The sequence below is a fragment of the Thioalkalivibrio sp. AKL9 genome, from assembly GCF_000377825.1.
Taxonomy (GTDB): Bacteria; Pseudomonadota; Gammaproteobacteria; order Ectothiorhodospirales; family Ectothiorhodospiraceae; genus Thioalkalivibrio; species Thioalkalivibrio versutus.
This window is the reverse complement of record NZ_KB905105.1, coordinates 139,365-160,088: the sequence shown is the minus strand read 5'-3', so window position 1 is coordinate 160,088 and position 20,724 is coordinate 139,365. Positions and strand designations below refer to the sequence as shown.

The 20,724-nt window shown below is 65.7% G+C and carries 22 protein-coding genes; 16 read left to right on the top strand and 6 right to left on the bottom strand.

All coding sequences use genetic code 11. The annotated features are described in order from the left end of the window. Positions 1-18: 18 nt before the first annotated feature. The 7 genes from trkA to msrA are packed head-to-tail and all read left to right on the top strand — an operon-like array spanning position 19 to position 6,925. Positions 19-1,398, top strand: a complete 1,380-nt coding sequence (gene trkA, locus D573_RS0104730) for a Trk system potassium transporter TrkA (RefSeq protein WP_018144642.1) — start codon at positions 19-21, stop codon at positions 1,396-1,398. A 13-nt stretch (positions 1,399-1,411) separates the two neighbouring features. Further along, positions 1,412-2,866, top strand: a complete 1,455-nt coding sequence (locus D573_RS0104725) for a TrkH family potassium uptake protein (RefSeq protein WP_018650576.1) — start codon at positions 1,412-1,414, stop codon at positions 2,864-2,866. A gap of 40 nt (positions 2,867-2,906) precedes the next feature. Further along, positions 2,907-3,266, top strand: coding sequence for a tetratricopeptide repeat protein (locus D573_RS0104720; RefSeq protein WP_018144640.1), 360 nt, complete (start codon positions 2,907-2,909; stop codon positions 3,264-3,266). Further along, a complete protein-coding gene (locus D573_RS0104715) occupies positions 3,263-4,240 on the top strand; it encodes a lysophospholipid acyltransferase family protein (protein WP_018650574.1) in 978 nt (325 codons plus the stop codon). Before D573_RS0104720 ends, D573_RS0104715 begins: the two co-directional genes overlap by 4 nt. A gap of 10 nt (positions 4,241-4,250) precedes the next feature. Then, complete coding sequence (locus D573_RS0104710; protein WP_018938925.1) at positions 4,251-5,078, top strand: DNA-formamidopyrimidine glycosylase family protein; 828 nt, start codon at positions 4,251-4,253, stop codon at positions 5,076-5,078. Between the two features lie 42 nt (positions 5,079-5,120). Beyond that, positions 5,121-6,281: a PQQ-dependent sugar dehydrogenase gene (locus tag D573_RS0104705; RefSeq protein WP_018938926.1), complete on the top strand. Its 1,161-nt coding sequence runs from the start codon at positions 5,121-5,123 to the stop codon at positions 6,279-6,281. An 11-nt stretch (positions 6,282-6,292) separates the two neighbouring features. Continuing rightward, positions 6,293-6,925 (top strand): peptide-methionine (S)-S-oxide reductase MsrA, encoded by a 633-nt coding sequence (gene msrA / locus D573_RS0104700; RefSeq protein ID WP_018938927.1) that lies wholly within the window; start codon positions 6,293-6,295, stop codon positions 6,923-6,925. A gap of 39 nt (positions 6,926-6,964) precedes the next feature. On the opposite strand, the gene D573_RS0104695 is transcribed toward msrA, so the two are convergent. Both D573_RS0104695 and D573_RS0104690 read right to left on the bottom strand, forming a co-directional pair. Beyond that, positions 6,965-7,732 carry a gamma-glutamyl-gamma-aminobutyrate hydrolase family protein gene (locus D573_RS0104695; protein ID WP_018938928.1) on the bottom strand — a complete coding sequence of 256 codons (768 nt, stop codon included), beginning with the start codon at positions 7,730-7,732 and terminating at the stop codon, positions 6,965-6,967. A gap of 49 nt (positions 7,733-7,781) precedes the next feature. After that, positions 7,782-8,807: an amidoligase family protein gene (locus tag D573_RS0104690; RefSeq protein ID WP_018938929.1), complete on the bottom strand. Its 1,026-nt coding sequence runs from the start codon at positions 8,805-8,807 to the stop codon at positions 7,782-7,784. A 73-nt stretch (positions 8,808-8,880) separates the two neighbouring features. On the opposite strand from D573_RS0104690, the gene folB reads away from it, so the two are divergent. From folB to fetB, 6 genes are all read left to right on the top strand, one after another. Beyond that, positions 8,881-9,246, top strand: coding sequence for a dihydroneopterin aldolase (folB, locus tag D573_RS0104685; RefSeq protein WP_018144633.1), 366 nt, complete (start codon positions 8,881-8,883; stop codon positions 9,244-9,246). A gap of 280 nt (positions 9,247-9,526) precedes the next feature. After that, positions 9,527-10,267 carry a TorF family putative porin gene (locus D573_RS0104680; protein WP_018938930.1) on the top strand — a complete coding sequence of 247 codons (741 nt, stop codon included), beginning with the start codon at positions 9,527-9,529 and terminating at the stop codon, positions 10,265-10,267. A gap of 68 nt (positions 10,268-10,335) precedes the next feature. Beyond that, positions 10,336-10,674, top strand: a complete 339-nt coding sequence (locus D573_RS0104675; RefSeq protein ID WP_012981610.1) for a P-II family nitrogen regulator — start codon at positions 10,336-10,338, stop codon at positions 10,672-10,674. Between the two features lie 34 nt (positions 10,675-10,708). Beyond that, positions 10,709-11,962: an ammonium transporter gene (locus D573_RS0104670; RefSeq protein ID WP_018938931.1), complete on the top strand. Its 1,254-nt coding sequence runs from the start codon at positions 10,709-10,711 to the stop codon at positions 11,960-11,962. A gap of 333 nt (positions 11,963-12,295) precedes the next feature. After that, positions 12,296-12,916, top strand: coding sequence for an ATP-binding cassette domain-containing protein (locus D573_RS0104665; RefSeq protein ID WP_018938932.1), 621 nt, complete (start codon positions 12,296-12,298; stop codon positions 12,914-12,916). Continuing rightward, positions 12,907-13,713 carry an iron export ABC transporter permease subunit FetB gene (gene fetB, locus D573_RS0104660; protein WP_018168345.1) on the top strand — a complete coding sequence of 269 codons (807 nt, stop codon included), beginning with the start codon at positions 12,907-12,909 and terminating at the stop codon, positions 13,711-13,713. The genes D573_RS0104665 and fetB overlap by 10 nt, the downstream gene beginning before the upstream one ends. 138 nt (positions 13,714-13,851) lie before the next feature. On the opposite strand, the gene D573_RS0104655 is transcribed toward fetB, so the two are convergent. From D573_RS0104655 to speE, 3 genes are all read right to left on the bottom strand, one after another. Further along, positions 13,852-14,136, bottom strand: a complete 285-nt coding sequence (locus D573_RS0104655) for a type II toxin-antitoxin system RelE/ParE family toxin (RefSeq protein WP_018938933.1) — start codon at positions 14,134-14,136, stop codon at positions 13,852-13,854. After that, the gene (locus D573_RS0104650) at positions 14,136-14,363 is read right to left on the bottom strand and encodes a ParD-like family protein (RefSeq protein ID WP_018938934.1); all 228 of its coding nucleotides are present in this window, start codon (positions 14,361-14,363) and stop codon (positions 14,136-14,138) included. Before D573_RS0104650 ends, D573_RS0104655 begins: the two co-directional genes overlap by 1 nt. A 335-nt stretch (positions 14,364-14,698) precedes the next feature. Beyond that, on the bottom strand, positions 14,699-15,550 hold the full coding sequence (gene speE / locus D573_RS0104645; RefSeq protein ID WP_018168343.1) for a polyamine aminopropyltransferase: 852 nt from the start codon (positions 15,548-15,550) through the stop codon (positions 14,699-14,701). Between the two features lie 315 nt (positions 15,551-15,865). Here speE and speA point away from each other — a divergent pair, with 315 nt between their 5' ends. The 3 genes from speA (at position 15,866) to typA (ending at position 20,286) form a co-directional block, all read left to right on the top strand. After that, on the top strand, positions 15,866-17,770 hold the full coding sequence (speA, locus tag D573_RS0104635) for a biosynthetic arginine decarboxylase (RefSeq protein WP_018938935.1): 1,905 nt from the start codon (positions 15,866-15,868) through the stop codon (positions 17,768-17,770). Between the two features lie 4 nt (positions 17,771-17,774). Beyond that, positions 17,775-18,017, top strand: coding sequence for a YcgL domain-containing protein (locus tag D573_RS0104630; protein ID WP_018144623.1), 243 nt, complete (start codon positions 17,775-17,777; stop codon positions 18,015-18,017). Between the two features lie 451 nt (positions 18,018-18,468). Beyond that, positions 18,469-20,286 (top strand): translational GTPase TypA, encoded by a 1,818-nt coding sequence (gene typA / locus D573_RS0104625; protein WP_018168341.1) that lies wholly within the window; start codon positions 18,469-18,471, stop codon positions 20,284-20,286. Between the two features lie 188 nt (positions 20,287-20,474). Here the strand turns inward: typA and D573_RS0104615 are convergent, their stop codons facing one another. Beyond that, a complete protein-coding gene (locus D573_RS0104615) occupies positions 20,475-20,714 on the bottom strand; it encodes a hypothetical protein (RefSeq protein WP_018939175.1) in 240 nt (79 codons plus the stop codon). Positions 20,715-20,724 lie beyond the last annotated feature (10 nt).

Sequence of the window (20,724 nt, the reverse complement as noted above, 5' to 3'; positions counted from 1 at the left end):
CTCCGGGACGGGAGACGCATGAAGCACATCATCATCCTCGGGGCCGGGCAGGTCGGTCAGTCGCTGGCGGAGGCGCTGAGCGCCGACGGGATCGACATTACGGTGGTCGATTACCGCGCCGAGATGCTGGCGGAGCTGGAGGATCGTTTCGACATCAAGACCGTGCACGGCTTTGCCGCGCACCCCTCGGTGCTGGAGGCAGCCGGTGCGCAGGACGCGTCCATGCTGATCGCGGTCACCAACTCGGACGAGACCAACATGGTCGCCTGCCAGGTGGCCTCCACGCTGTTCAATATCGAGACCAAGATCGCCCGGGTGCGGGCCCGCGACTATCACGAGACCCCGGCGCTGTTCGCCCAGGACGCGATGCCGGTGGACATGCTGATCTCGCCCGAGGCCATCGTGACCAGCCACATCCAGCGCCTGATCGAGCACCCCGGTTCGCTCCAGGTGCTGGAATTCGCCGAGGGCCGAGTTTCGCTGGTGGGGGTGCGCGCCTACTACGGGGGCCCGCTGGTCGGGCACGAGCTGAAGAATCTGCAAAACGACATGCCGGGCATCCAGACCCGGGTGGCCGCGATCTTCCGCAAGGATCGCTCGATCCAGCCGGATGGTTCCACGGTGATCGAGGCCGATGACGAGGTGTTCTTCGTCGCGGCGAAGAAGAACATCCGTGCGGTGACCTCGGAGCTGCGCAAGCTGGAAAAGCCCTACAAGCGGATCATGGTGGCCGGTGGCGGCAACATCGGCGAGCGCCTGGCCGAGACGCTCAGCAAGCGCTACCGGGTCAAGGTGATCGAACGCGATTCCGAACGTGCCGATCATCTGGCGCGGACGCTACCCAGCAATGTCCTGGTGCTGCACGGGGACAGCTCGGATGACCGCTTCCTCGAATCCATCAATGTCGAGCACAGCGACGTGTTCTGCGCGGTCACCAACGACGACCAGGCGAACATCTTCGCCGGGATGCTGGCCAAGCGCTGGGGCGTGCGCAAGGTGATGTCGCTGATCAATCGGCCGAGCTACGTGGACCTGCTGCAAAGCGGGACCATCGATGTCGCGATCTCGCCACAGCAGGCGACCATCGGTGCGCTGCTGGCGCGGGTGCGCGAGGGCGGAACCGCCACCGTGCATGCCCTGCGCCGCGGTGCGGCCGAGGCGATCGAGACCGTGGTCAACGGCGATGCCCGGACGTCGCAGGTGGTCAGCCGCCGGATCGACGAGATCGACTTTCCCGAGGGCACTCGCGTCGGAGCGGTGGTGCGGGGCGAGGAGGTCATCATCCCCCATCGCGACACGGTCATCGAGGCCGGCGACCACGTGATTCTGTTCGTGACCGATCGGCGCAAGGTGAAGCAGGTGCAGCGCCTGTTCCAGCCCACGGCGCTGTTCTTCTAGGCGCAGCGCACGGATGCTCCATCTCGCCTCCACGGCCCGGCTGCTGGGTGTCCTGCTGACGCTGTTCAGTCTGGCGATGCTGCCGCCGGCGGCCATCGGCTTTCTGTACGGGGAGTCCACCGCGTATGTGTTCCTGCAGGCCTTCGCCCTCCTGTTGCTGATGGGCGGTCTGCTGTGGGCGCCGCTGTACCGCATGCGCCAGGACCTGCAGGCGCGCGACGGCTTCATCCTGGTGGTGCTGTTCTGGCTGGGACTGGGGATCGCCGGGGCGACACCGCTGTACCTCGATCCGAACCTGCACGTGTCCTTCACCGATGCCGCCTTCGAGTCGATGTCCGGGCTGACCACGACCGGCGCCACGGTGCTGACCGGGCTGGATGATCTGCCGCGGGCGCTGCTGTGGTATCGCCAGCAGCTGCAGTGGATGGGCGGTATGGGGATCATCGTGCTGGCGGTGGCCATCCTGCCGCTTCTGGGCGTGGGCGGCATGCAGCTGTTCAAGGCCGAGACCCCGGGGCCGATCCGCGACAACAAGCTGACGCCGCGTATCGCCGAGACCGCGCGCAACCTCTGGTACATCTACCTGGGCCTGACCGTGGCCTGCGCGCTGGCCTACTGGGCCGCCGGCATGGATGCCTTCGATGCGGTCGCACATGCCTTCTCGACCATCGCGATCGGCGGCTTCTCGACCTATGACGCCAGCATCGGCCACTTCGACAGTGCCCTGATCGAGAGCGTTGCCATCGTCTTCATGATCATCGCGGGGATGAACTTCGCCCTGCACTTCCTGGTGATCCATCGCGCCACCGTTGCCCCCTATCGTCACGACGAGGAACTGCGGACCTACCTGCTGCTGCTGGCCGTGGCCAGCGTGATCGTGGTGACCTTCATGCTCTGGACCGGCTTCGTCGGTGACCCTGCGGAGGCTCTGCGCAAGGGCATCTTCCACGTGGTGTCCATTGCGACCACGACGGGCTATGCCACCGACAGCTTCTACCTGTGGCCAGGCTTTCTGCCAGTGCTGCTGATCTTCCTCTCGTTCATCGGGGCCAGTACCGGTTCCACCGGCGGCGGCATGAAGGTCATCCGCGTGCTGCTGCTGGTGAAGCAGGGGCTGCGCGAGATCAAGCGTCTGATCCACCCGCACGCGCGGATCGCCGTGAAGGTCAACGGGAAGGAGGCCCCGGATCGCGTCGTGCAGGCGGTGTGGGGCTTCCTGGCGGCCTACGTGATGGTGTTCGTTGTGATGATGCTGTTGCTGATGGTGACCGGTCTGGATCAGGTCACCTCGTTCTCGGCAGTGGCCGCTTCGCTGAACAACCTGGGTCCCGGTCTGGGCGAGGTGGGCGCGAACTATGCCTCCATCAACGACTTCAGCAAGTGGGTCCTGGTGGTTGCGATGCTGATGGGGCGCCTGGAAATCTTTACCGTGCTGGTGCTTCTGTCGCCCGCCTTCTGGCGGCGTTAGCCTGACTGTACGTATCGGCACGCGCCGAGGGAGGTACCCCATGAGCGACATGATCGAACGCTTCCAGAATATGCTCGATGGCGGTCAGGATTCCGCCATGCTGCGTTTCTCGCTGGGCAATGCCCTGGCGACCGATGGCCAGCTGGAGGCCGCAGTGCCCCATCTGCAGCGGGCGCTGGATCTGGACGGCGGTTATTCCGCGGCCTGGAAGCTGCTGGCGAAGACGCTGGTGGAGCTGGAGCGCCCCGAGTCGGCCCTGTCCACCTGCGAGCGCGGTATCCGCGTGGCCACCGAGAAGGGTGATCTGCAGGCCGCGAAGGAGATGGAGGTCTACGCCAAGCGCGCCCGCAAGCAGCAGGCCGCCACGGACGGGCCCACCGACGGTGCCGGGGGCGCATGAGCGCTGTCGACGACGAAACCGGACGGCGCGAGGACGCTGGTGCCTACCAGGCCCCGCTGACCGCCGCGCACTTCGCCCCGCGTTACTGGGGCAGCTGGCTGTTGCTGGGCCTGGCCTGGGTGCTGCAGGAGCTGCCGCGACCGGCCGTGCGCGGTCTCGCCGGCGGGCTGGGCCGGCTGATTCGCCGGCTGGCCGGGCGCAGTCGGGCGGTGGTCGAGCGGAACCTGGAGCTGTGCTTCCCGGCGATGAGCGCCGCGGAGCGCGCCCAGCGCCTGGAGGCCTATTACCGCTACCAGGCGCAGACGGCGCTGGACTACGGGCTGCTGTGGTTCGGCAAGCCCGGCCAGCACGCCGCCCGCATTCGCATCGAGGGTCTGGAGCACTACGAGCGCCTGCGCTCCGGCGGGACGCCAGTGATCATCCTGGCGCCGCATTCCCTGGGGCTGGATTACGGCGGCGTGCGCATGAGTCAGATGTTCGACGGCGTGTCCTTCGCCAAGCCGATGAAGAACCCGGTGCTGGAGTGGATCAACCACCGCAGCCGCACGCGCTATTCCGGCGATATCTTCGCCCGCGACCAGGGCCTGCGCCCGGCCATTCGCCAGCTCAAGCGCGGTCGCTTCTTCTATTACCTGCCGGACGAGGACCTGGGCGCCGAGGGCGCGGTATTCGTGGATTTCTTCGGTGTGCAGAAGGCCACGCTGACCGCGCTGGCGCGTCTGGCGCGCATGTCGAAGGCGGCGGTCCTGCCCAGCTTCGCCTGGTATGACGCGGCGGCGGACCAGTACGTGATGCGCCTGTGGCCGCCCCTGGAGGACTATCCCTCGGGGGATGATGCCGTCGATGCGCGGCAGATGAACGCCGCCATCGAGCGTGGCATCGAGCAGGCCCCGGCGCAGTACCTGTGGTCCATGCGCCTGTTCCGCACCCGGCCCGAGGGCGAGCCGCGCCTGTACCCCGCGCGCGAGCGCTGATCCCGCCCGCATGCCCGAGGGCGACACGATCCACAAGCTGGCCGCCGCGTTGCGGCCGGTACTGGAGGGCGCAACGCTGACTGCGGTAGCGACCCGCACCCGGCGCGGCGATCCGTTGCTCGAGCATGGCGCGATGACCGCCGGGACCGTGCAGGCCCGGGGCAAGCACTTGTTGCTGGATCTTGCAGCTGCGGATGGCCGGCCGTGGCAGTTGCGCACCCACCTGGGCATGTACGGGACCTGGCACCAGTACGCCCCGGGTGTCGCCTGGCACAAGCCGGCCTCCAGTGCCTGGGCCATCCTCAGCCTCCCGGAGCGGGTACTGGTCTGCTTTCACCCTCGCGAACTGCAGTGGCGCCCGCGCACGGCGGGGGCGGCGGATGTCCCGCGTCTGGATGCCCGTGTCGGCCCTGATCTGCTGGACCCGGCGATCGACCTGGATGCCGTGGTCATGCGGGTGCGGACCGTCGCGGACCCGGCGCGCCCGATCCTGGATGTGCTGCTGGATCAGTCGCTGGCGGCGGGCATCGGAAACATCTACAAGTCAGAGGTGCTGTTCCTGCAAGGCTGTCACCCGCTGTGGCCTCTCGGGCAGGTGTCGCAGCGAGTGCTGGCGGGGCTGTACCGCGATGCCGAGCGGTTGCTGCGGCGCAACCTGAAGCCGGGTCCGCGCATCACCCGCGAGCGCGCGGAGGAGGGGGCGTTCCTGAACGTCTATGGCCGCCGTGGCGAGCCCTGCCGGCAGTGCGGCGCACCGGTCGAATATGCCCTGCTGGGCGAACACGGCCGCTCGACGTACTGGTGCCCTGTCTGCCAGCCGAGGGAACCCGCCGCCTGAACACAGGTACCAATGGACATCGGACCGAACAAGGAGCGAGCCATGAGCAAGCGCAAACATATCCTGGGACGTGTAACGGTGGTTCCCATGACCGTGGGCCTTCTGGTGGCATGCACCGGGTCCTCCGGGGTCTCGGCCGAGGGCCTGGAGGGCGGGCAGCAGGATCTGCAGGTCAGCGTGCTGCACGAGGAACTGAATCACCCCTGGGCCATCGCCTTCCTGCCCGAAGGCGGTGCACTGATCAGCGAGCGCCCGGGCACCCTGCGCTGGTTCGAGGACGCCGAGGCCTTCGACGGGCGGGGCGCGCTGGTCCCGGGGTTGCCGGACGACCTGCAGGCGCGCAACCAGGGCGGGTTGCTGGATCTTGCGCTGCACCCCAATTTCTCCGACAACCGCTGGCTGTACTTCACCTACTCGGCGAGCGTGGAGGGCGGACTGACGACCCGCCTGGCGCGTGGGCGCTTCCAGGATGGCGAGCTGCAGGACGTGGAGACACTGTTCACCGCCGAGCCGGGTGTCAGCGGCGGCCGCCACTTCGGCAGCCGCATCGTGTTTGACCAGGCCGGGTACGTGTACATCAGCGTGGGTGACCGCGGCGATCGCGATCATGCGCAGGACACCTCCACCCATATCGGCAGCATCATCCGGCTGCATGACGATGGTTCGGTGCCGGATGACAACCCGCTGGTGGATGAACCCGACGCCCGCCCGGAGATCTGGGCCTGGGGTGTGCGCAACCCGCAGGGCATGGTAATGGACCCCGAGACCGGCACCTTCTGGCAGAACGAGCATGGCCCGCGCGGGGGTGACGAGGTCAACATCATCGAACCCGGCCTGAACTACGGCTGGCCGGTCATTACCCACGGCGAGGAATACCGTGGCGGCCAGGTGGGCGAGGGCCTGACCGAGAAGGAGGGGATGGAGTCACCGCTGCATCACTGGACGCCTTCCATTGCCCCGTCCGGCATGGCGATCCTGCGCGATCCGGCCTTTGCCGACTGGGATGGTGACCTGCTGGTCGGCGGACTGGTGCACCAGACGCTGCGCCGCCTGACCTTCGACGGGCGCGACCTGGTCAATGAGTCCGAGGTGCTGCCGGATCTGGATCGCCGTGTGCGCGACGTGCGCGTGCACGAAGGCGCAATCTACGTACTTACCGACCACAACCCGGGGGAGCTGATCCGGCTCACCCCGGCTGACTGATGGAGTCGCCGATGTTCGCATTTTCCGAGCCGCGCATGCCTGCGCCCGAGCAGGCCTTGCCCGGGCGCGAGGAGCCGATGCCGGTGCCCGGGCGCCACATGGTGCTGGGAACCCCGTTGGCACCGCCGTACCCCGAGGGCATGCAGGTGATTCAGTTCGGCATGGGCTGCTTCTGGGGCGCAGAGCGCCTGTTCTGGCAGCTGGACGGGGTGTACTCCACCAGCGTCGGTTACGGTGGGGGCTATACCCCGAATCCGACCTATCGCGAGGTATGCAGCGGCCAGACCGGGCACACCGAACTGGTGCGTGTGGTATTCGATCCGCGGCGAGTCGACCTGGATGCGCTGTTCCGCACCTTCTGGGAAGGCCACGACCCGACCCAGGGCATGCGCCAGGGCAACGACGTCGGTACCCAGTACCGCTCCGCGATCTACACCACCGATGCGGACCAGCTGGCGGCTGCCGAAACCAGCCGCCAACGCTTCCAGGCCGCGCTGGACAAGGCACGGGGCGGAACGATCAGCACCGAGATCGTCGAAGGGCCGGCGTTCTATTTCGCCGAAGAGGATCACCAGCAATACTTGGCCAAGGTCCCCCACGGCTACTGCGGCCTCGGCGGCCTCTCCGTGCCGTACCCGGCCTGAGCGCCTGCCCTTCTTCGTGTCTTCTTGGTGAATCGGGTTTTAGACGTTGTTGGCGGCGGCCTGAACGAGGGCGTGGAACAGACGCTGGTGGCGGCGCTTCTGGGGCAGGTATTCCGGGTGCCACTGCACGCCGATGCACCAGCCGCGGTCGGCTTCGATCGCCTGTACCACGCCGCTGCTCTCGCGGCCGGCGACCCTTAGCCCGCGACCCAGGCCATCCACCGCCTGATTGTGCAGGGCGTTCACGTGCAGCGTGGCGTCGCCCAGGATGTCCGCCAGGTGGCTGCGCGGCTCCAGTTGCACCGGCTTGACCGGCAACAGGCTGCGGGCCTGTGGTGTTTCCACGTAGAACTCGGCCAGATCGCGCTGCAGCGTGCCGCCGCGCACCACGTTGACCAGCTGCATGCCGCGGCAGATGCCGAGGATCGGCCGATGATCGTCCAGCGCGCGGTGGATCAGGGCCTTCTCCAGGCGGTCGCGGTCGACGTCCAGTACGCCGCCGTGCGACTGGAACAGCCGGCGCAGCAGCCACAGGGCCGGGTAGAAGAGATAGCCGATCAGGCGCTGCGAGAGGCGGCGCTCCGCCTGGCGGATGGCGGCCGCATCCGGCCCATCGGGCAGGGTCTCGCCGTAGAGCTCGGGGTCGACATCCGCCCCGCCGCCCACGATCAGTCCGTCGAACGGGCAACGGCCGCGCGGCTTTCCCGGGCGCAACCGCAAAGGGCGGCCTCCCGCGCGCCACACCGCCAGGGCGGTGAACAGCCAGGCCGGACCCCCGCCCTGGTCCGGCCCGGTGATCGCGATCACCGGGCGACGGGCTTGGGGCGTGACCCGGCTGGTTGCATTGGGAGCCGAGTCAGAACCAGTCACGGAGGCGCTGGCTCCAGTCGTCGGCCCAGCGGCCTAATGCCTGGCCGGGGCGGTCCAGGTATTCCCGCGACAGGCGCTCCAGGCGCTCCGGATCCGCCGCCAGGCGTTCCACCTCGACCCAGCCATTGAACGGTCGCGCCAGGCTCCAGTCCGGGTCGTCGATCTCGCAGTTCGGCAGGCGGTAATGGAAGGCCGGGCGCGGTTTGATCAAGTCGTGTTCCACCGGTGCGGCGTTGACCCGTTCCGGGTCCAGGTGGGCAAACAAGGGCAACAGGTCCAGTGGTCGGTTGCGCGTCGGGCTGTGCGCCAGGTAGGCATCGATCAGGCCGGCCTGATCGGGTTGGAAGTCCGGGTCCAGCATGTGGCGTACAAAGGGCCCGGGAAACGCGCGAATGTAGGGCGACAGTCGCCGTGCCAGGTCGATTGCGCCGGCCGCGGTGAGGGCCTCGGCCATCAGCAGGAAGCTGCGCAGGATCGCCAGCAGCCACTCGGCATCGGTACGGTGGATCTCGATATTGATCTGCAACCCGAAGGCGTAGAGAAACGAGCGTTCGGTGCCCTGGGCGCCGGCCTCTTGCAGGGCCGCGCGTACCCGGTCCAGGCGGGGCAGGTCGGCCACCGGGATCGGCGGGGCCACGATTTCATGCGGCACCAGGCGGCCGGCGGCGTCGGCCAGCCAGTGATCCAGCGCCGCCTTGTCGGAGTCGTCCAGCGAGATGCCGAGGCGCGCGAGATGCTCGCGGTAGGCCCGGTCCTTCAGCACCCGGGCGTCCAGTTCCAGCTGGAAGTCGCCGACGTCGGTATCGCGCACGCGGGCGACGAACGCACTGTCCGGTTCGATCTGCCCTCCGAATTCGGCCTTTACTGCTTCGGCCATAATCTCCAGCGAGACACCGGCCATCTCGATCTCTACCCCGATGCGACGCGGTTCGCCCTCGAGGCTGTCGGGCCACGGGAGGTCGTGGAAGGGCTCGCTCATGCGTGTCTCGAAGCCGTGCAAGGGAAGCTCCATGATAACGGCTCGGTGTACCTCGTGCGGCCCGGGCAGTAGGATAGGCGCCGACCTACAGGAGCCCGCCGAGCCCATGGATCGAATCTATCTGCGCGACCTCGAAATCGATGCCGTTGTCGGTGTCTACGACTGGGAACAGCGGATCCAGCGCCGCCTGCGATTCGACATCGAACTGGCGGCGGACACCCGCATCGCCGCCTATTCCGGCGAGATCGGCGATACCGTCGATTACGAGGCGGTGGCCAACGCGGTGCGGGCCATCGTCACGCGCGAGCCGCACGCGCTGCTGGAATCCCTGGCCGAAGAGATCGCCGAGGCCCTGATGGCCCAGTTCGGCACCCCCTGGGTGCGCATCAAACTGGGCAAGCCCGGGGCCGTTCCCGGTGTACGCGAGGTCGGCATCGAGATCGAGCGCGGCACCCTCGCGACGTCCGACTAGCCCCTCTTCTCCTACGGGTCCTTCCGGCCCGCTTTCCTGCCTTTTGTTCCGCGTCTGCCCCGTGCGGGGACCGGACCGTGTTCACACTTTTCGTTGATCGCACGCTTTTGGTGCGTGTGCACTTTTAGTGCGCACCATCCAGAGGCAAAACCTCGTGGTTCGGCCGCAACACGTGTTGTGAAAAGCCGATTTTGCTCCCTTTTGGTACTTGGCACAGCCCGTGCAAGGACCGGGTGTCGACTACGCGACACTCGATTGACCAATCTGGGAGAAGACCAACATGAAGAAGTTCACCCGTTCCGCGCTGGCCGCTGCTGTCCTCACCGTAGGCTCCACCGGTGGCGTCGCGTTTACCTCCACCGCCGCCGCGGAGCTGTCCATGAATATCGGCGCCGTTTCCAACTACTACTTCCGTGGTGTCACTCAGACCGATGATGCTGCTGCCATCCAGGGTGGTGTGGATTTCGAGCATGAGTCCGGCTTCTACGCTGGTACTTGGGCGTCTACGGTTGATTTCGGAGAAGGAGAGGCAAAGTACGAGCTCGATCTGTACGCCGGTTTCGCAGGCGAACTTGGTAATGGGATGGGCTATGACGTCGGGTATATCTATTACGCCTATCCTGATAGCCCCGATGATATCGACTTCGGCGAGATCTACGGTGAACTCTCGTTCGCAGGATTCTACGGTGGTCTTGCGGCGACGGTGCACAGCGACCAGTCCAGTGGAGAGGCGTTCGATTCGGGAGACATCTATTACTACTTGGGTTACGACGTCGCGCTCCCGAATGACTTTGGTCTCGACCTGACTGCCGGTTATTACACGTTTGATGCCGATGGATCTGCGGGCCAGGAAGACCTGGATTACCTGCATTACGGAGCGACTATGTACCGCGATGTGGGCGACTTTGGTGAGGTCTCGTTCACTCTAGAGTATGCCGACATCAAGGATGACGATCGCTCCGAGCTCGCAGGGTCTGGCGATAACCTGAAGGTTTGGGTGGGCTGGTCCAAGACGTTCTGAAGCCGGCTATTACCTCTTAATGCAAAGGCGGGTCCGTGGATCAGCGGACCCGCCCACAGGAGTCTGACATGAAGATGATTACCGCCGTGATCAAGCCGTTCAAGCTTGATGATGTTCGCGAGGCGATCTCGGAGATCGGCGTGCAGGGCATGACCATGACCGAAGTGAAGGGTTTTGGTCGCCAGCGCGGTCATACCGAGTTGTATCGCGGTGCCGAGTATGTAGTCGATTTTCTGCCCAAGGTGAAGCTTGAAGTGGCCGTTGACGAAAACCTGGTCGACCAGGTCGTCGAGGCCATTTCAAAGTCCGCCAGCACGGGCAAGATCGGCGACGGCAAGATCTTTATTACGCCGGTGGAGCAGGTCGTGCGTATTCGCACGGGCGAAACCGGACCGGAAGCGCTTTAAACCTTTGCCTTCCAGCGAATGAGGAATTTCAATCATGGAAATTGAACAGCAAGTTGTCGAACTCGCCTATGCGATGGACACCTTTTACTTTCTGGTGGCCGGTGCACTGGTGATGTGGATGGCCGCGGGCTTTACCATGCTCGAGGCCGGTATGGTGCGCACCAAGAGTGTGGCCGAAATTGCAACCAAGAATATCGCCCTGTATTCGATCGCCAGCATCATGTACATGCTGATCGGCTACAACATCATGTACAGCGATGGTCTCAGCTCCATTATCCCGGGGCTGGGCTTCCTGATCAGCGGCGACAACGCAGTCGCGGACGTGCTGGGTAGCGGTGGCGACATCTACTACTCCGATCGTGCCGACTTCTTCTTCCAGGTCGTGTTCGTGGCCACCGCGATGTCCATCGTTTCGGGTGCCGTGGCCGAGCGCATGAAGCTGTGGGCCTTCCTGGCCTTTGCGGTCGTGCTGACGGGCTTCATCTACCCGATCCAGGGCTTTTGGAGCTGGGGTGGCGGTATCCTCGACCAGATCGGCTACCTGGACTACGCGGGTTCCGGCATCGTCCACTTCACGGGTGCCGCTGCGGCGCTGGCCGGTGTGTTGCTCCTCGGGGCGCGCAAGGGCAAGTACGGCGCGGATGGCAGGATCAACGCCATTCCGGGTTCCAACATGCCGCTGGCCACGCTGGGTGTGCTGATCCTGTGGCTGGGTTGGTTCGGCTTTAATGGCGGGTCCGAGCTGAAGGTGTCGGACATCGAGTCCGCCAATGCCGTGGCCGCCGTGTTCGCCAACACCAACCTGGCCGCGGCCGGGGGTGTGGTGGCCGCGCTGATCACCACCCGTCTGATCTTCGGCAAGGCCGACCTGACTATGGCCCTGAACGGTGCGGTTGCAGGCCTGGTGTCCATCACTGCCGAGCCGCTGATGCCCAGCCCGGTCCTGGCGATGATCATCGGTGCCGTGGGTGGTGTGATCGTGGTGTTCTCGATCGTCGCCCTCGACAAGCTGAAGATCGACGACCCGGTTGGTGCGATCTCCGCGCACGGTACCGCCGGTATCTGGGGTGTGATGGCGGTCCTGCTGTCCAACCCGGATGCGACCTTCTTCGGCCAGATCGTGGGCCTGCTCGCCATCTTCGTGTTCGTCTTCGTGGCCAGCCTGATCGTCTGGGCGATCCTCAAGGCGGTGATGGGTATCCGCCTGAGCGAAGAGGACGAAGCCATGGGCGCCGATATCGCCGAGTGCGGTCTCGAGGCCTACCCGGAGTTCACCGGGAAGCAATAAAGCTTCGTTAACCTGAAACCGGGGTCGGGCCGTAACCCGGCTCGATCCTGATACATCGTCTCCTCCGACGCCGACAAGACAGTCTCCCAGGACTTGGATGTTGGCCTTTGGGCGCCCCTTTATCGGGCGCCCTTTTTTTGTTCGACACACCCTGTGGGAGCGGGCTTGCCCGCGAAGCCCCCGCCCGCGGCGGTTCTTGCGACTGATGCCCGCGGGCTAGTAACACCCCGGCCGGCTCTCTTCCCAGCAAGCAGGGTCTCCCGGTCCGGCCATTCATCCCCGTACCCCGGCTTCGGTTACGATCCCGTTTTCGCCGCACCGGAACCCTGTCGCATGGATCGCCTGCTGGACGTCCGACAACTGAAAACAGCCCAGCTGGGCCCGCTGGACCTGGCGGTTCAGCCGGGCGAACTGGTGCAGGTCACCGGCGCCTCGGGTGCCGGCAAGTCCCTGCTGTTGCGCGCCCTGGCGGATCTCGACCCCAGCACGGGGGAGGTGATGCTGAACGGCGAGGCGCGCGACGCCATGCTGCCGGTCCAGTGGCGCCGGCGCGTGGCCTATGTGCCGGCCGAGACCGCCTGGTGGGGCGAGCGCGTGGACGAACACCTGCCGGCCGATTTCTCGCGCGAGGCGGCCCTGCACCTGCTGGAACAGGTTGCGTTGCCCGAGGCCTCGCTGGGGTGGGAAGTCGAGCGTCTCTCCAGCGGCGAGAAACAGCGCCTGGGTCTGGTGCGCGCGCTGCTGAACCGGCCCCGTGTCCTGCTGCTGGACGAGCCCACCGCCAACCTGGACCTGGAGAACACCAAGCGCATCGAGCGCGCGGTGCGGGCGTACTTGGCCGAAGAAGAGGCGGCGGCACTATGGGTCAGTCATGACACGCTGCAGCGCCAGCGTCTGGGCGGGCGCATCCTGACCATCCGCGATGGCCAGTTGGAGGCAAACGCATGGACCTGATCTCGCTTTCCGCGCTGGATCTGACGCTGGCGGCGCTGCTGGTTGTCGCCCTGGCTGGTCTGACCATCTGGGCGCGCATGGGGCTGGGGCGCAGTCTGCTGATCGCCGGGGCGCGCACCGTGATCCAGCTGCTGCTAATCGGCTTGGTGCTGCAGACGCTGTTCGACCACGCGCACCTGGGCTGGGTGGCGCTGATGGCGCTGGTCATGGTGTCGATCGCCGGCTACGAGGTGATGGCGCGTCAGCAGCGCCGTTTTGCCGGGCTGTGGGGCTACGGGATCGGTGCGGTCACCATGTTCGTTTCGGCCTTTGCCGTCACCGTGCTTGCGCTGACCACGATGGTGGGACCCTCGCCCTGGTGGGAGCCGCAGTACGCCATCCCGCTGCTGGGGATGCTGCTGGGCAACACCATGACCGGCATCGCGCTGGGGCTGGACCGCCTGACCCAGACGGTCTGGCGCGAGCGCCGCACCATCGAGGCCCGCCTGGCGCTGGGCTCGGGCTGGAGTGAGGCCGTCGCCACCATGCGCCGCGAGGCTGCCCGCTCCGGTCTGATGCCGACCATCAATGCCATGGCCGCGGCCGGCATCGTCAGCCTGCCGGGCATGATGACGGGCCAGATCCTCGCCGGTGCCCCGCCGGTGGAGGCGGTCAAGTACCAGATCCTGATCATGTTCTTGATCACCGCCGGAACCGGATTCGGCACCCTCGGCGCGGTCTGGTTCGCCTCCCGCCGCCTGTTCGACACCCGCGAACGCCTGCGCCTCGACCGCCTCAAGCCGGGCCGCCACACGTAGCCATATCCACCACGAACGGTGCATTTCGTATTCGCTCAATGCGCCCTGCGACGCGCGGCGGAGCCCTCGTAGGATGCGCTGAGCGCAGCGAACCGCATCACATGGCGTGTGTTTCGCGACCCCCTGCGCGTGCAGACCCTACGAGCCGCGTTTCAAATCTCGGTAGAGGTTTTCGTGTGTGCCCAGCAGTAGCAGGAGGCGGGTGGTGGGGTCGTACTCGTAGGCGAGCAGCATCAGTTGCTCGCGCGACTTGAACTTGTAGACCATGACCCCGGCCAGATCGCCTTTCTTGCTGGTGCCGATCTCGGGGTTGCGGACGATCTCGGCAACCGCTTCGTCCACGTCGGCCTTCTGGGCGGGATGGAGGCGCTTGTAGGCACGCCGGAAGCGAGTGCTTTGCAGCACCTCCACGTCCGCGGCCATTAGTCGGGTTTGCCCTCGGGGGTGAACGGGGTCGCGAGTTCCCGCCCCTCGGCGCGAGCGATCAGCAGTTCACAGACGAAGTCGATGGGCAGGTCCGGGTTGTCCATGGCGGTGCGCCCCACTTCGGCCCAGAACTCGATCTGACCGGCGATGGTCCGGTGCTCGGCCTTGGCGTGGGCCCGGGCCTGCTGGTACAGCGCCTCATCAATGCGGACGGGCAAACTCATGGCGTGCCTCCTCTACTACAAATGTAGTCAGATTAGCGCGGCCCTGCATGGTTCGCAATGACGGGGCCAGCAAGTACCGTCATCGCGAGGAGCGCAGCGACGTGGCGATCTCCGTGGGCGCCCCAGCGCCGGCCCGGGCAAACGTCGGGGTTGCGTCGGGAGGTTACTCGCTGCGCTCGCCCTTCGGGCCGGCCTGCGGCCGTTCAACGCGTTTCGCGCCTTTGTGCCACGGCCCCTTCGGCGCCTCGCAATGACAGGAAGGGAATCCCGTCATTGCGAGCGCAGCGAAGCAATCTCCCGACGATGGCATCGCGCTAAGGGGAGTTTGGCCGGGATCAGGCGAACAGCTTGCGGCGGAAGAACTCGGGCGTGGCCCCGGCGGCGCGGTGGATGGCGGCGTTGTAGTAGTGGGTGACAAACGTCGCCTCCTCGGCGGCTTCCTCGCGCAGGAATGACACCGGGGCGTCCTTCGCCGCGATGGTGCAGGTCCACCAGCCGGAGGGGTAGGTGGGTTGTGGGAAGTGCATCGTCAATGCATCGATGAAGCCGGCCGCGCGCAGGCTGTCGTGCATCGGGCGGATGATGCTCTCGGTATGCAACAGTGGCGATTCGCTTTGCTGTACCAGCAGGCCATCCGGGCCCAGGGCCTTCACGCAGTCCTTGTAGAAGGCGGTGGAGAACAGGCCTTCGGCCGGGCCCACCGGATCGGTGGAATCGACGATGATCACGTCGACGGAGCCGGGTGTGGCGTCCTGCAGGTACTGCACGCCGTCGTCGAACAGGAGCTCGGCGCGCGGGTCGTCGTTGGCGTCGCACAGTTCCGGGAAGTACTGCTCGGCCAAGCGGGTGACGCGCTCGTCGATATCTACCTGCACGGCCTTTTGCACTTCGTCGTGCTTGAGTACTTCGCGCAGGGTGCCGCAGTCGCCGCCGCCAATAATGACCACGTTCTTCGGGGCGCTGTGCGAGTAGAGCACCGGGTGCGACATCATCTCGTGGTAGATGAAGTTGTCGCGCCCGGTGAGCATCACGCAGCCGTCGATCACCATCAGGTTGCCGAAGGCCTCGGTCTCGTAGATCTCGATCTTCTGGTAGGGGGTCTGTTCTTCGTGCAGCTTCTGCTTGATGCGCAGGGACAGCGCCATGTTTTCGTGCGGTTCGCTGAACCAGTTGTTGTCGAGTGCCATTGGGCGGCTCCCCTTGCGGATGCGGTGGACGGTATGATGCGCCGCTATGATAGTGCCCTGTATCCTGCGGGCAACTCTGAACCTCCCCGTCATTGCGAGGAGCCGTAGGCGACGAAGCACAAAAGCAGCTTAGCTGCGTTGAACGGCCGCCGGCCGGCCCGAAGGGCGAGCGTAGCGAGTAATCTCCTGAACGAGGGCAGTGCGTTTGGTTGCGCTGCTCGCCCTGGACGTTCCGGTGGACATGGAAGGCGATTGCCGCGTCGCTTCGCTCCTCGCAATGACGGGGATATACCCGCTGTGAAACCCGGAACCGCCATGACCGTCACGCCCTGGAATCTGGATGAGGCCCGCGCCACCTACGGGATCGACCACTGGAATGGTGGCTTTTTCGATCTGAACGACGCTGGCCATGTGGTGATGCGGCGACCGGATTGGCCGGATCACCCGGGTGTCGATCTGCATGAGCTGGCCGGGCGGCTGCGCGAGGAGCATATCGGGCCGCCGGTGCTGGTGCGTTTCCAGGACGTGCTGGACGGGCGTGTGCGCCGCCTGGCGCGGGCCTTCGATGCAGCTGCACGCGAGTTGTCCTACCAGGGCGCGTTCACGGCGATCTATCCGATCAAGGTGAACCAGCAGCGCAGCGTGGTGGATCAGATCCTGGCGGCGGGCGACACGCAGGGTGCCGATGGCTTTACCCCACGGGTGGGGCTGGAGGCGGGCAGCAAGCCGGAACTGATGGCTGTGCTCGCGCAGTCGCGCCCGGGCGCCGCGATCATCTGCAACGGCTACAAGGACCGCGAATACGTGCGCCTGGCGCTGATTGGGCGCCAGCTCGGGCATCGCGTGTACATCGTGATCGAGAAGCCCTCGGAGCTGGAGGAGGTCATCCGCCAGGCCGAGCACATGGATATCGCGCCCCTGCTGGGGCTGCGCGTGCGCCTGGCGTCGATTGGCAAGGGCAAGTGGCAGAACACCGGTGGCGAGAAGGCCAAGTTCGGCCTGTCCGCGGCGGATGTGCTGGGCATCCTCGAGCGCCTGCGCGGCCTCGGCTGGCTGGATCGGCTGCAGCTGCTGCACTTCCACATGGGCTCGCAGATCGCGAACATCCGCGACATCCAGAACGGCATGGGCGAGGCGGCCAGCTACTTCGCCGCGCTGACCGAAGCGGGTGCCGCGCTTCAGGTGGTGGATGTCGGCGGCGGCCTGGGTATCGACTACGAGGGGTCGCGCTCGCGCAACGAATGCTCCATCAACTACTCGGTGGAGGAGTACGCGCTGAACATCCTGCGCCCGCTCAAGCGCATCTGCGAGGAGCATGATCTCGCCATGCCCGAGGTGTTCAGCGAGTCGGGACGGGCGCTGACCGCGCATCACGCGGTGCTGATCACCAACGTGATCGACTGCGAGCCAGCCCCGGGGGATGATGCTATACCGCCGGCGCCGGACGACGAGCTGCCCGAGATCGCCGCGATGCGGGCGCTGCTGGACGAGCGCGGGCGCCCGGCCTCGGAGATCTATCACGACGCCGCCTTCGGCCTGTCCGATCTGCAGGCGCGCTTCGCTCGCGGGATGCTGTCGCTGGCGGACCGGGCGCGCGCCGAGGCGATCTATTTCGCCCTGTGTCAGCGGCTGCTGGCGCAGCCGGACGCGCTGCCGGCCGAGATCCATGCGGAGCTGACGGACAAGCTGGCGGACAAGGTTTTCTGCAATTTCTCCGTGTTCCAGTCGATCCCGGATACCTGGGCGATCAACCAGATCTTCCCCATCATGCCGCTGCACCGCCTGGACGAGGCCCCGACCCGCCGCGCCGTGTTGCAGGACCTGACCTGTGACTCCGACGGCCACATCGAGCACTACGTGGAGCGCGAGGGTACGCACACCACCCTGGCGCTGCACCCGTGGAAAACGGGCGAGGCCTACTATCTCGGCATCTTCCTGGTCGGGGCCTACCAGGAGATCCTCGGCGACCTGCACAACCTGTTCGGCGACACCGACACGGTGAACGTGGAGCTGACCGAGCAGGGCGGCTACCGCCTGCTGAACCCCGAGCGCGGCGACACCGTGGACGAGCTGCTCTCCTACGTGCACTTTGCCCCGGACGACCTGCGCCGCGCCTTCCGCGCCAAGATCGATGCCATCGGCCTGCGCGGCGAGGCCGCCGGGCGCCTGCTGGCGGAACTGGAGCACGGCCTGACCGGCTACACCTATCTCGAGGACTGAACCCATGCAGTGTTACGTCTACCGCGCGACCAAGCGTGCCGATACCTATGTGTATCTCCCGGAGAAGGATGATTTCTCCGAACTCCCCGAGGGCGTGGTTCGGGCGCTCGGTCGCCTGGAGTTCGCGCTGGAGTTCGAGCTGACCCCGGAACGCACCCTGGCCCAGGAAGACCCGCAGAAGGTCCTCGCCAACCTCGATGAGCAGGGCTTCCACCTCCAGTTCCCGCCTCCGGAAGAAGACCGCTAGCCCTGACCTAGCCGCTTGGGCCCTTGCCGTCGACCTGGGGGGCTCTCCGTCACCCCGGATCGTTGCATATCGTCGTCACCCTGCCGCTGGCGCCCTCTTCGGCGTCCTGGGCACCGGCCTCTCCCCCGTCATCCCGGACACCGCGCAGCGGTGATCCGGGATCTTGTGCGCCGTGGTCTGGCCAGGCCTTGGGGGTATCCGGCGTGGGAGATCCCGGCTCTTCGCTGCGCTGCGGCCGGGATGACGACGTGGGAGCACCACATGGTCGCGGCGAGCTGCGGCCGGAATGACGAGGTCGCTCGGCATTGTCGGGGCGAACTGCGCTGCGCTTTGGTCGGGATGGCGGGCGCAAGCGTGCGGAGCCTGCGCTGAAAACGTGGAAGTCTCAGCGCGCCAACGCATAACTCTGTATAGTGTCGGCCCTTTTGCCAGTATCTAGAGTTTGCATTCCATGACCGAGAAGCTTCGCAATATCGCCATCATCGCCCACGTTGATCATGGCAAGACCACGCTGGTCGACCAGCTCCTGCGCCAGTCCGGCACCCTCGACAAGCGTGGCGATCACGGCGAGCGGATCATGGACTCCAACGCCATCGAGAAGGAACGCGGGATCACCATTCTCGCCAAGAACACGTCCATCGAATGGAAGGACTACCGCATCAACATCGTCGACACCCCCGGACACGCCGACTTCGGTGGCGAGGTCGAGCGTGTGCTGTCGATGGTCGACTCGGTGCTGCTGCTGGTGGACGCGGTGGATGGCCCGATGCCGCAGACCCGCTTTGTCACCCAGAAGGCCTTCGCCATGGGCTTCAAGCCGATCGTGGTGATCAACAAGGTGGACCGCCCCGGCGCGCGCCCCGACTGGGCCGTGGATCAGGTCTTCGACCTGTTCGATCGCCTGGGCGCGACCGACGAGCAGCTGGACTTCCCCATCGTGTTCGCCTCGGCGCTGAACGGCTTTGCCGGCATGGATTCCAGCGTCACCGAAGGCGACATGACCTGCCTGCTGGAGACCATCGTCGAGCATGTGTCCCCGCCGAACGTCGATGCGGAAGGCCCGTTCCAGATGCAGGTCTCCTCGCTGGACTACAACAGCTACCAGGGCCTGATCGGCATCGGCCGCGTGAAGCGCGGGCACATCAAGCCGAACAGCCCGGTGAAAGTGGTGGACCGCGAAGGCGGCGTGCGCAATGGCCGCATGCTGCAGATCATGGGCTTCCACGGCCTGGAGCGCGTGGAGGTCGAAGAGGCCCGCGCCGGCGACATCATCACCTTTACCGGGATGGACAAGCTGTTCATCTCCGACACCCTGTGTGATCCGAACCACGTCGAGGCGATGGAACCGCTCACCGTCGACGAGCCGACCGTGAGCATGACCTTCCAGGTCAACTCCTCGCCGTTCGCCGGGCGCGAAGGCAAGTACGTCACCTCGCGCGTGCTGCGCGATCGCCTGCAGGAAGAGCTGAAGCACAACGTGGCGCTGCGCGTCGAAGAGGGCGAGGACCCGGACAAGTTCAAGGTCTCCGGCCGCGGCGAGCTGCATCTCGGCATCCTGATCGAGAACATGCGTCGCGAGGGCTACGAGCTCTCCGTTGCGCGCCCCGAGGTGGTCATCAAGGAAGTCGACGGCGTGCGGCAGGAGCCCTACGAAGCCGTCACCGTGGATGTCGAGGAGCAGCACCAGGGCACGATCATGGAGAAGCTCGGCGAACGCCGCGGCGACATGACCAACATGGTCCCCGACGGCAAGGGCCGCGTGCGCCTGGACTTCATCATCCCGTCGCGCGGGCTGATCGGCTTCCAGACCGAGTTCATGACCGCGACCTCCGGCACCGGCATCCTGCACCACATCTTCGACCACTACGGCCCGTACCAGCCCGGTTCGGTCGCCTCGCGCCAGAACGGCGTGCTGATCGCCAACGCCACCGGCAAGGCGCTGGGCTTTGCCCTGTTTAACCTGCAGGATCGCGGCAAGATGTTCATCGGCCCCGGCGAAGAGGTCTACGAGGGCATGGTCATCGGGCTGCACTCGCGCGAGAACGACCTGGTCGTGAACGCGCTCAAGGCCAAGCAGCTCACTAACGTCCGCGCGTCCGGCACCGACGAGAACATCCAGCTCACCCCGCCGATTCGCATGACGCTGGAGCAGGCCATCGAGTTCATCGACGAAGATGAGCTGGTCGAGGTCACCCCGGAGAGCCTCCGCATCCGCAAGAAGTTCCTGGTGGAACACGAGCGCAAGAAGGCCTCCCGCGCCTCGGCGTAACCGCTAGCGCCAACGCCCCTTCAGGGGCCAAGGGAAAGAAAAGCGCCCGGTCGGTTCAGCCGCCGGGCGCTTTTGATGTGTCGACTCCGAAGCTTCGGCTCCAGCCCGCTGTCGCCCTCCTGGAAATCGCGAAACCGTTATTGAGGATAGGGCGCCAGGCAAAGAGGCAAGGTTTGATCCCGGTTGTACTAAAATCCGGGACAAGTGACGTCAGTTTGATCACACCATTGGCGATAGAACTCCCCTGCGTTATTGGCCAAGGGGGCTCCGTCTGTTGTGGTATCCCAACCGAGGAAATCGACGATCTGCTCGTTCGCGTCTTCGAGCGCGGACTTCGCTTGAGTGGGGGTGCGCTGCCCCGTGATTTGGTCGAATACAAAGTGCTGGCCAAAATCGATGAGTTGATAGTCATCGTCGATACAGGCCACTGCTGTCCCA

Bases quoted from the DNA above. Each gene is read 5' to 3' on its own strand.
- speA (WP_018938935.1), top strand. From the start codon at position 15,866: ATGACCGTCACGCCCTGGAATCTGGATGAGGCCCGCGCCACCTACGGG.
- D573_RS0104655 (WP_018938933.1), bottom strand. From the start codon at position 14,136: ATGGCCGCGGACGTGGAGGTGCTGCAAAGCACTCGCTTCCGGCGTGCC.
- D573_RS0104725 (WP_018650576.1), top strand. From the start codon at position 1,412: ATGCTCCATCTCGCCTCCACGGCCCGGCTGCTGGGTGTCCTGCTGACG.
- fetB (WP_018168345.1), top strand. From the start codon at position 12,907: ATGGACCTGATCTCGCTTTCCGCGCTGGATCTGACGCTGGCGGCGCTG.
- D573_RS0104650 (WP_018938934.1), bottom strand. From the start codon at position 14,363: ATGAGTTTGCCCGTCCGCATTGATGAGGCGCTGTACCAGCAGGCCCGG.
- D573_RS0104670 (WP_018938931.1), top strand. From the start codon at position 10,709: ATGGAAATTGAACAGCAAGTTGTCGAACTCGCCTATGCGATGGACACC.
- D573_RS0104675 (WP_012981610.1), top strand. From the start codon at position 10,336: ATGAAGATGATTACCGCCGTGATCAAGCCGTTCAAGCTTGATGATGTT.
- D573_RS0104630 (WP_018144623.1), top strand. From the start codon at position 17,775: ATGCAGTGTTACGTCTACCGCGCGACCAAGCGTGCCGATACCTATGTG.
- D573_RS0104715 (WP_018650574.1), top strand. From the start codon at position 3,263: ATGAGCGCTGTCGACGACGAAACCGGACGGCGCGAGGACGCTGGTGCC.
- typA (WP_018168341.1), top strand. From the start codon at position 18,469: ATGACCGAGAAGCTTCGCAATATCGCCATCATCGCCCACGTTGATCAT.
- msrA (WP_018938927.1), top strand. From the start codon at position 6,293: ATGTTCGCATTTTCCGAGCCGCGCATGCCTGCGCCCGAGCAGGCCTTG.
- trkA (WP_018144642.1), top strand. From the start codon at position 19: ATGAAGCACATCATCATCCTCGGGGCCGGGCAGGTCGGTCAGTCGCTG.
- speE (WP_018168343.1), bottom strand. From the start codon at position 15,550: ATGGCACTCGACAACAACTGGTTCAGCGAACCGCACGAAAACATGGCG.
- D573_RS0104705 (WP_018938926.1), top strand. From the start codon at position 5,121: ATGAGCAAGCGCAAACATATCCTGGGACGTGTAACGGTGGTTCCCATG.
- folB (WP_018144633.1), top strand. From the start codon at position 8,881: ATGGATCGAATCTATCTGCGCGACCTCGAAATCGATGCCGTTGTCGGT.
- D573_RS0104680 (WP_018938930.1), top strand. From the start codon at position 9,527: ATGAAGAAGTTCACCCGTTCCGCGCTGGCCGCTGCTGTCCTCACCGTA.
- D573_RS0104710 (WP_018938925.1), top strand. From the start codon at position 4,251: ATGCCCGAGGGCGACACGATCCACAAGCTGGCCGCCGCGTTGCGGCCG.
- D573_RS0104665 (WP_018938932.1), top strand. From the start codon at position 12,296: ATGGATCGCCTGCTGGACGTCCGACAACTGAAAACAGCCCAGCTGGGC.
- D573_RS0104690 (WP_018938929.1), bottom strand. From the start codon at position 8,807: ATGGAGCTTCCCTTGCACGGCTTCGAGACACGCATGAGCGAGCCCTTC.
- D573_RS0104720 (WP_018144640.1), top strand. From the start codon at position 2,907: ATGAGCGACATGATCGAACGCTTCCAGAATATGCTCGATGGCGGTCAG.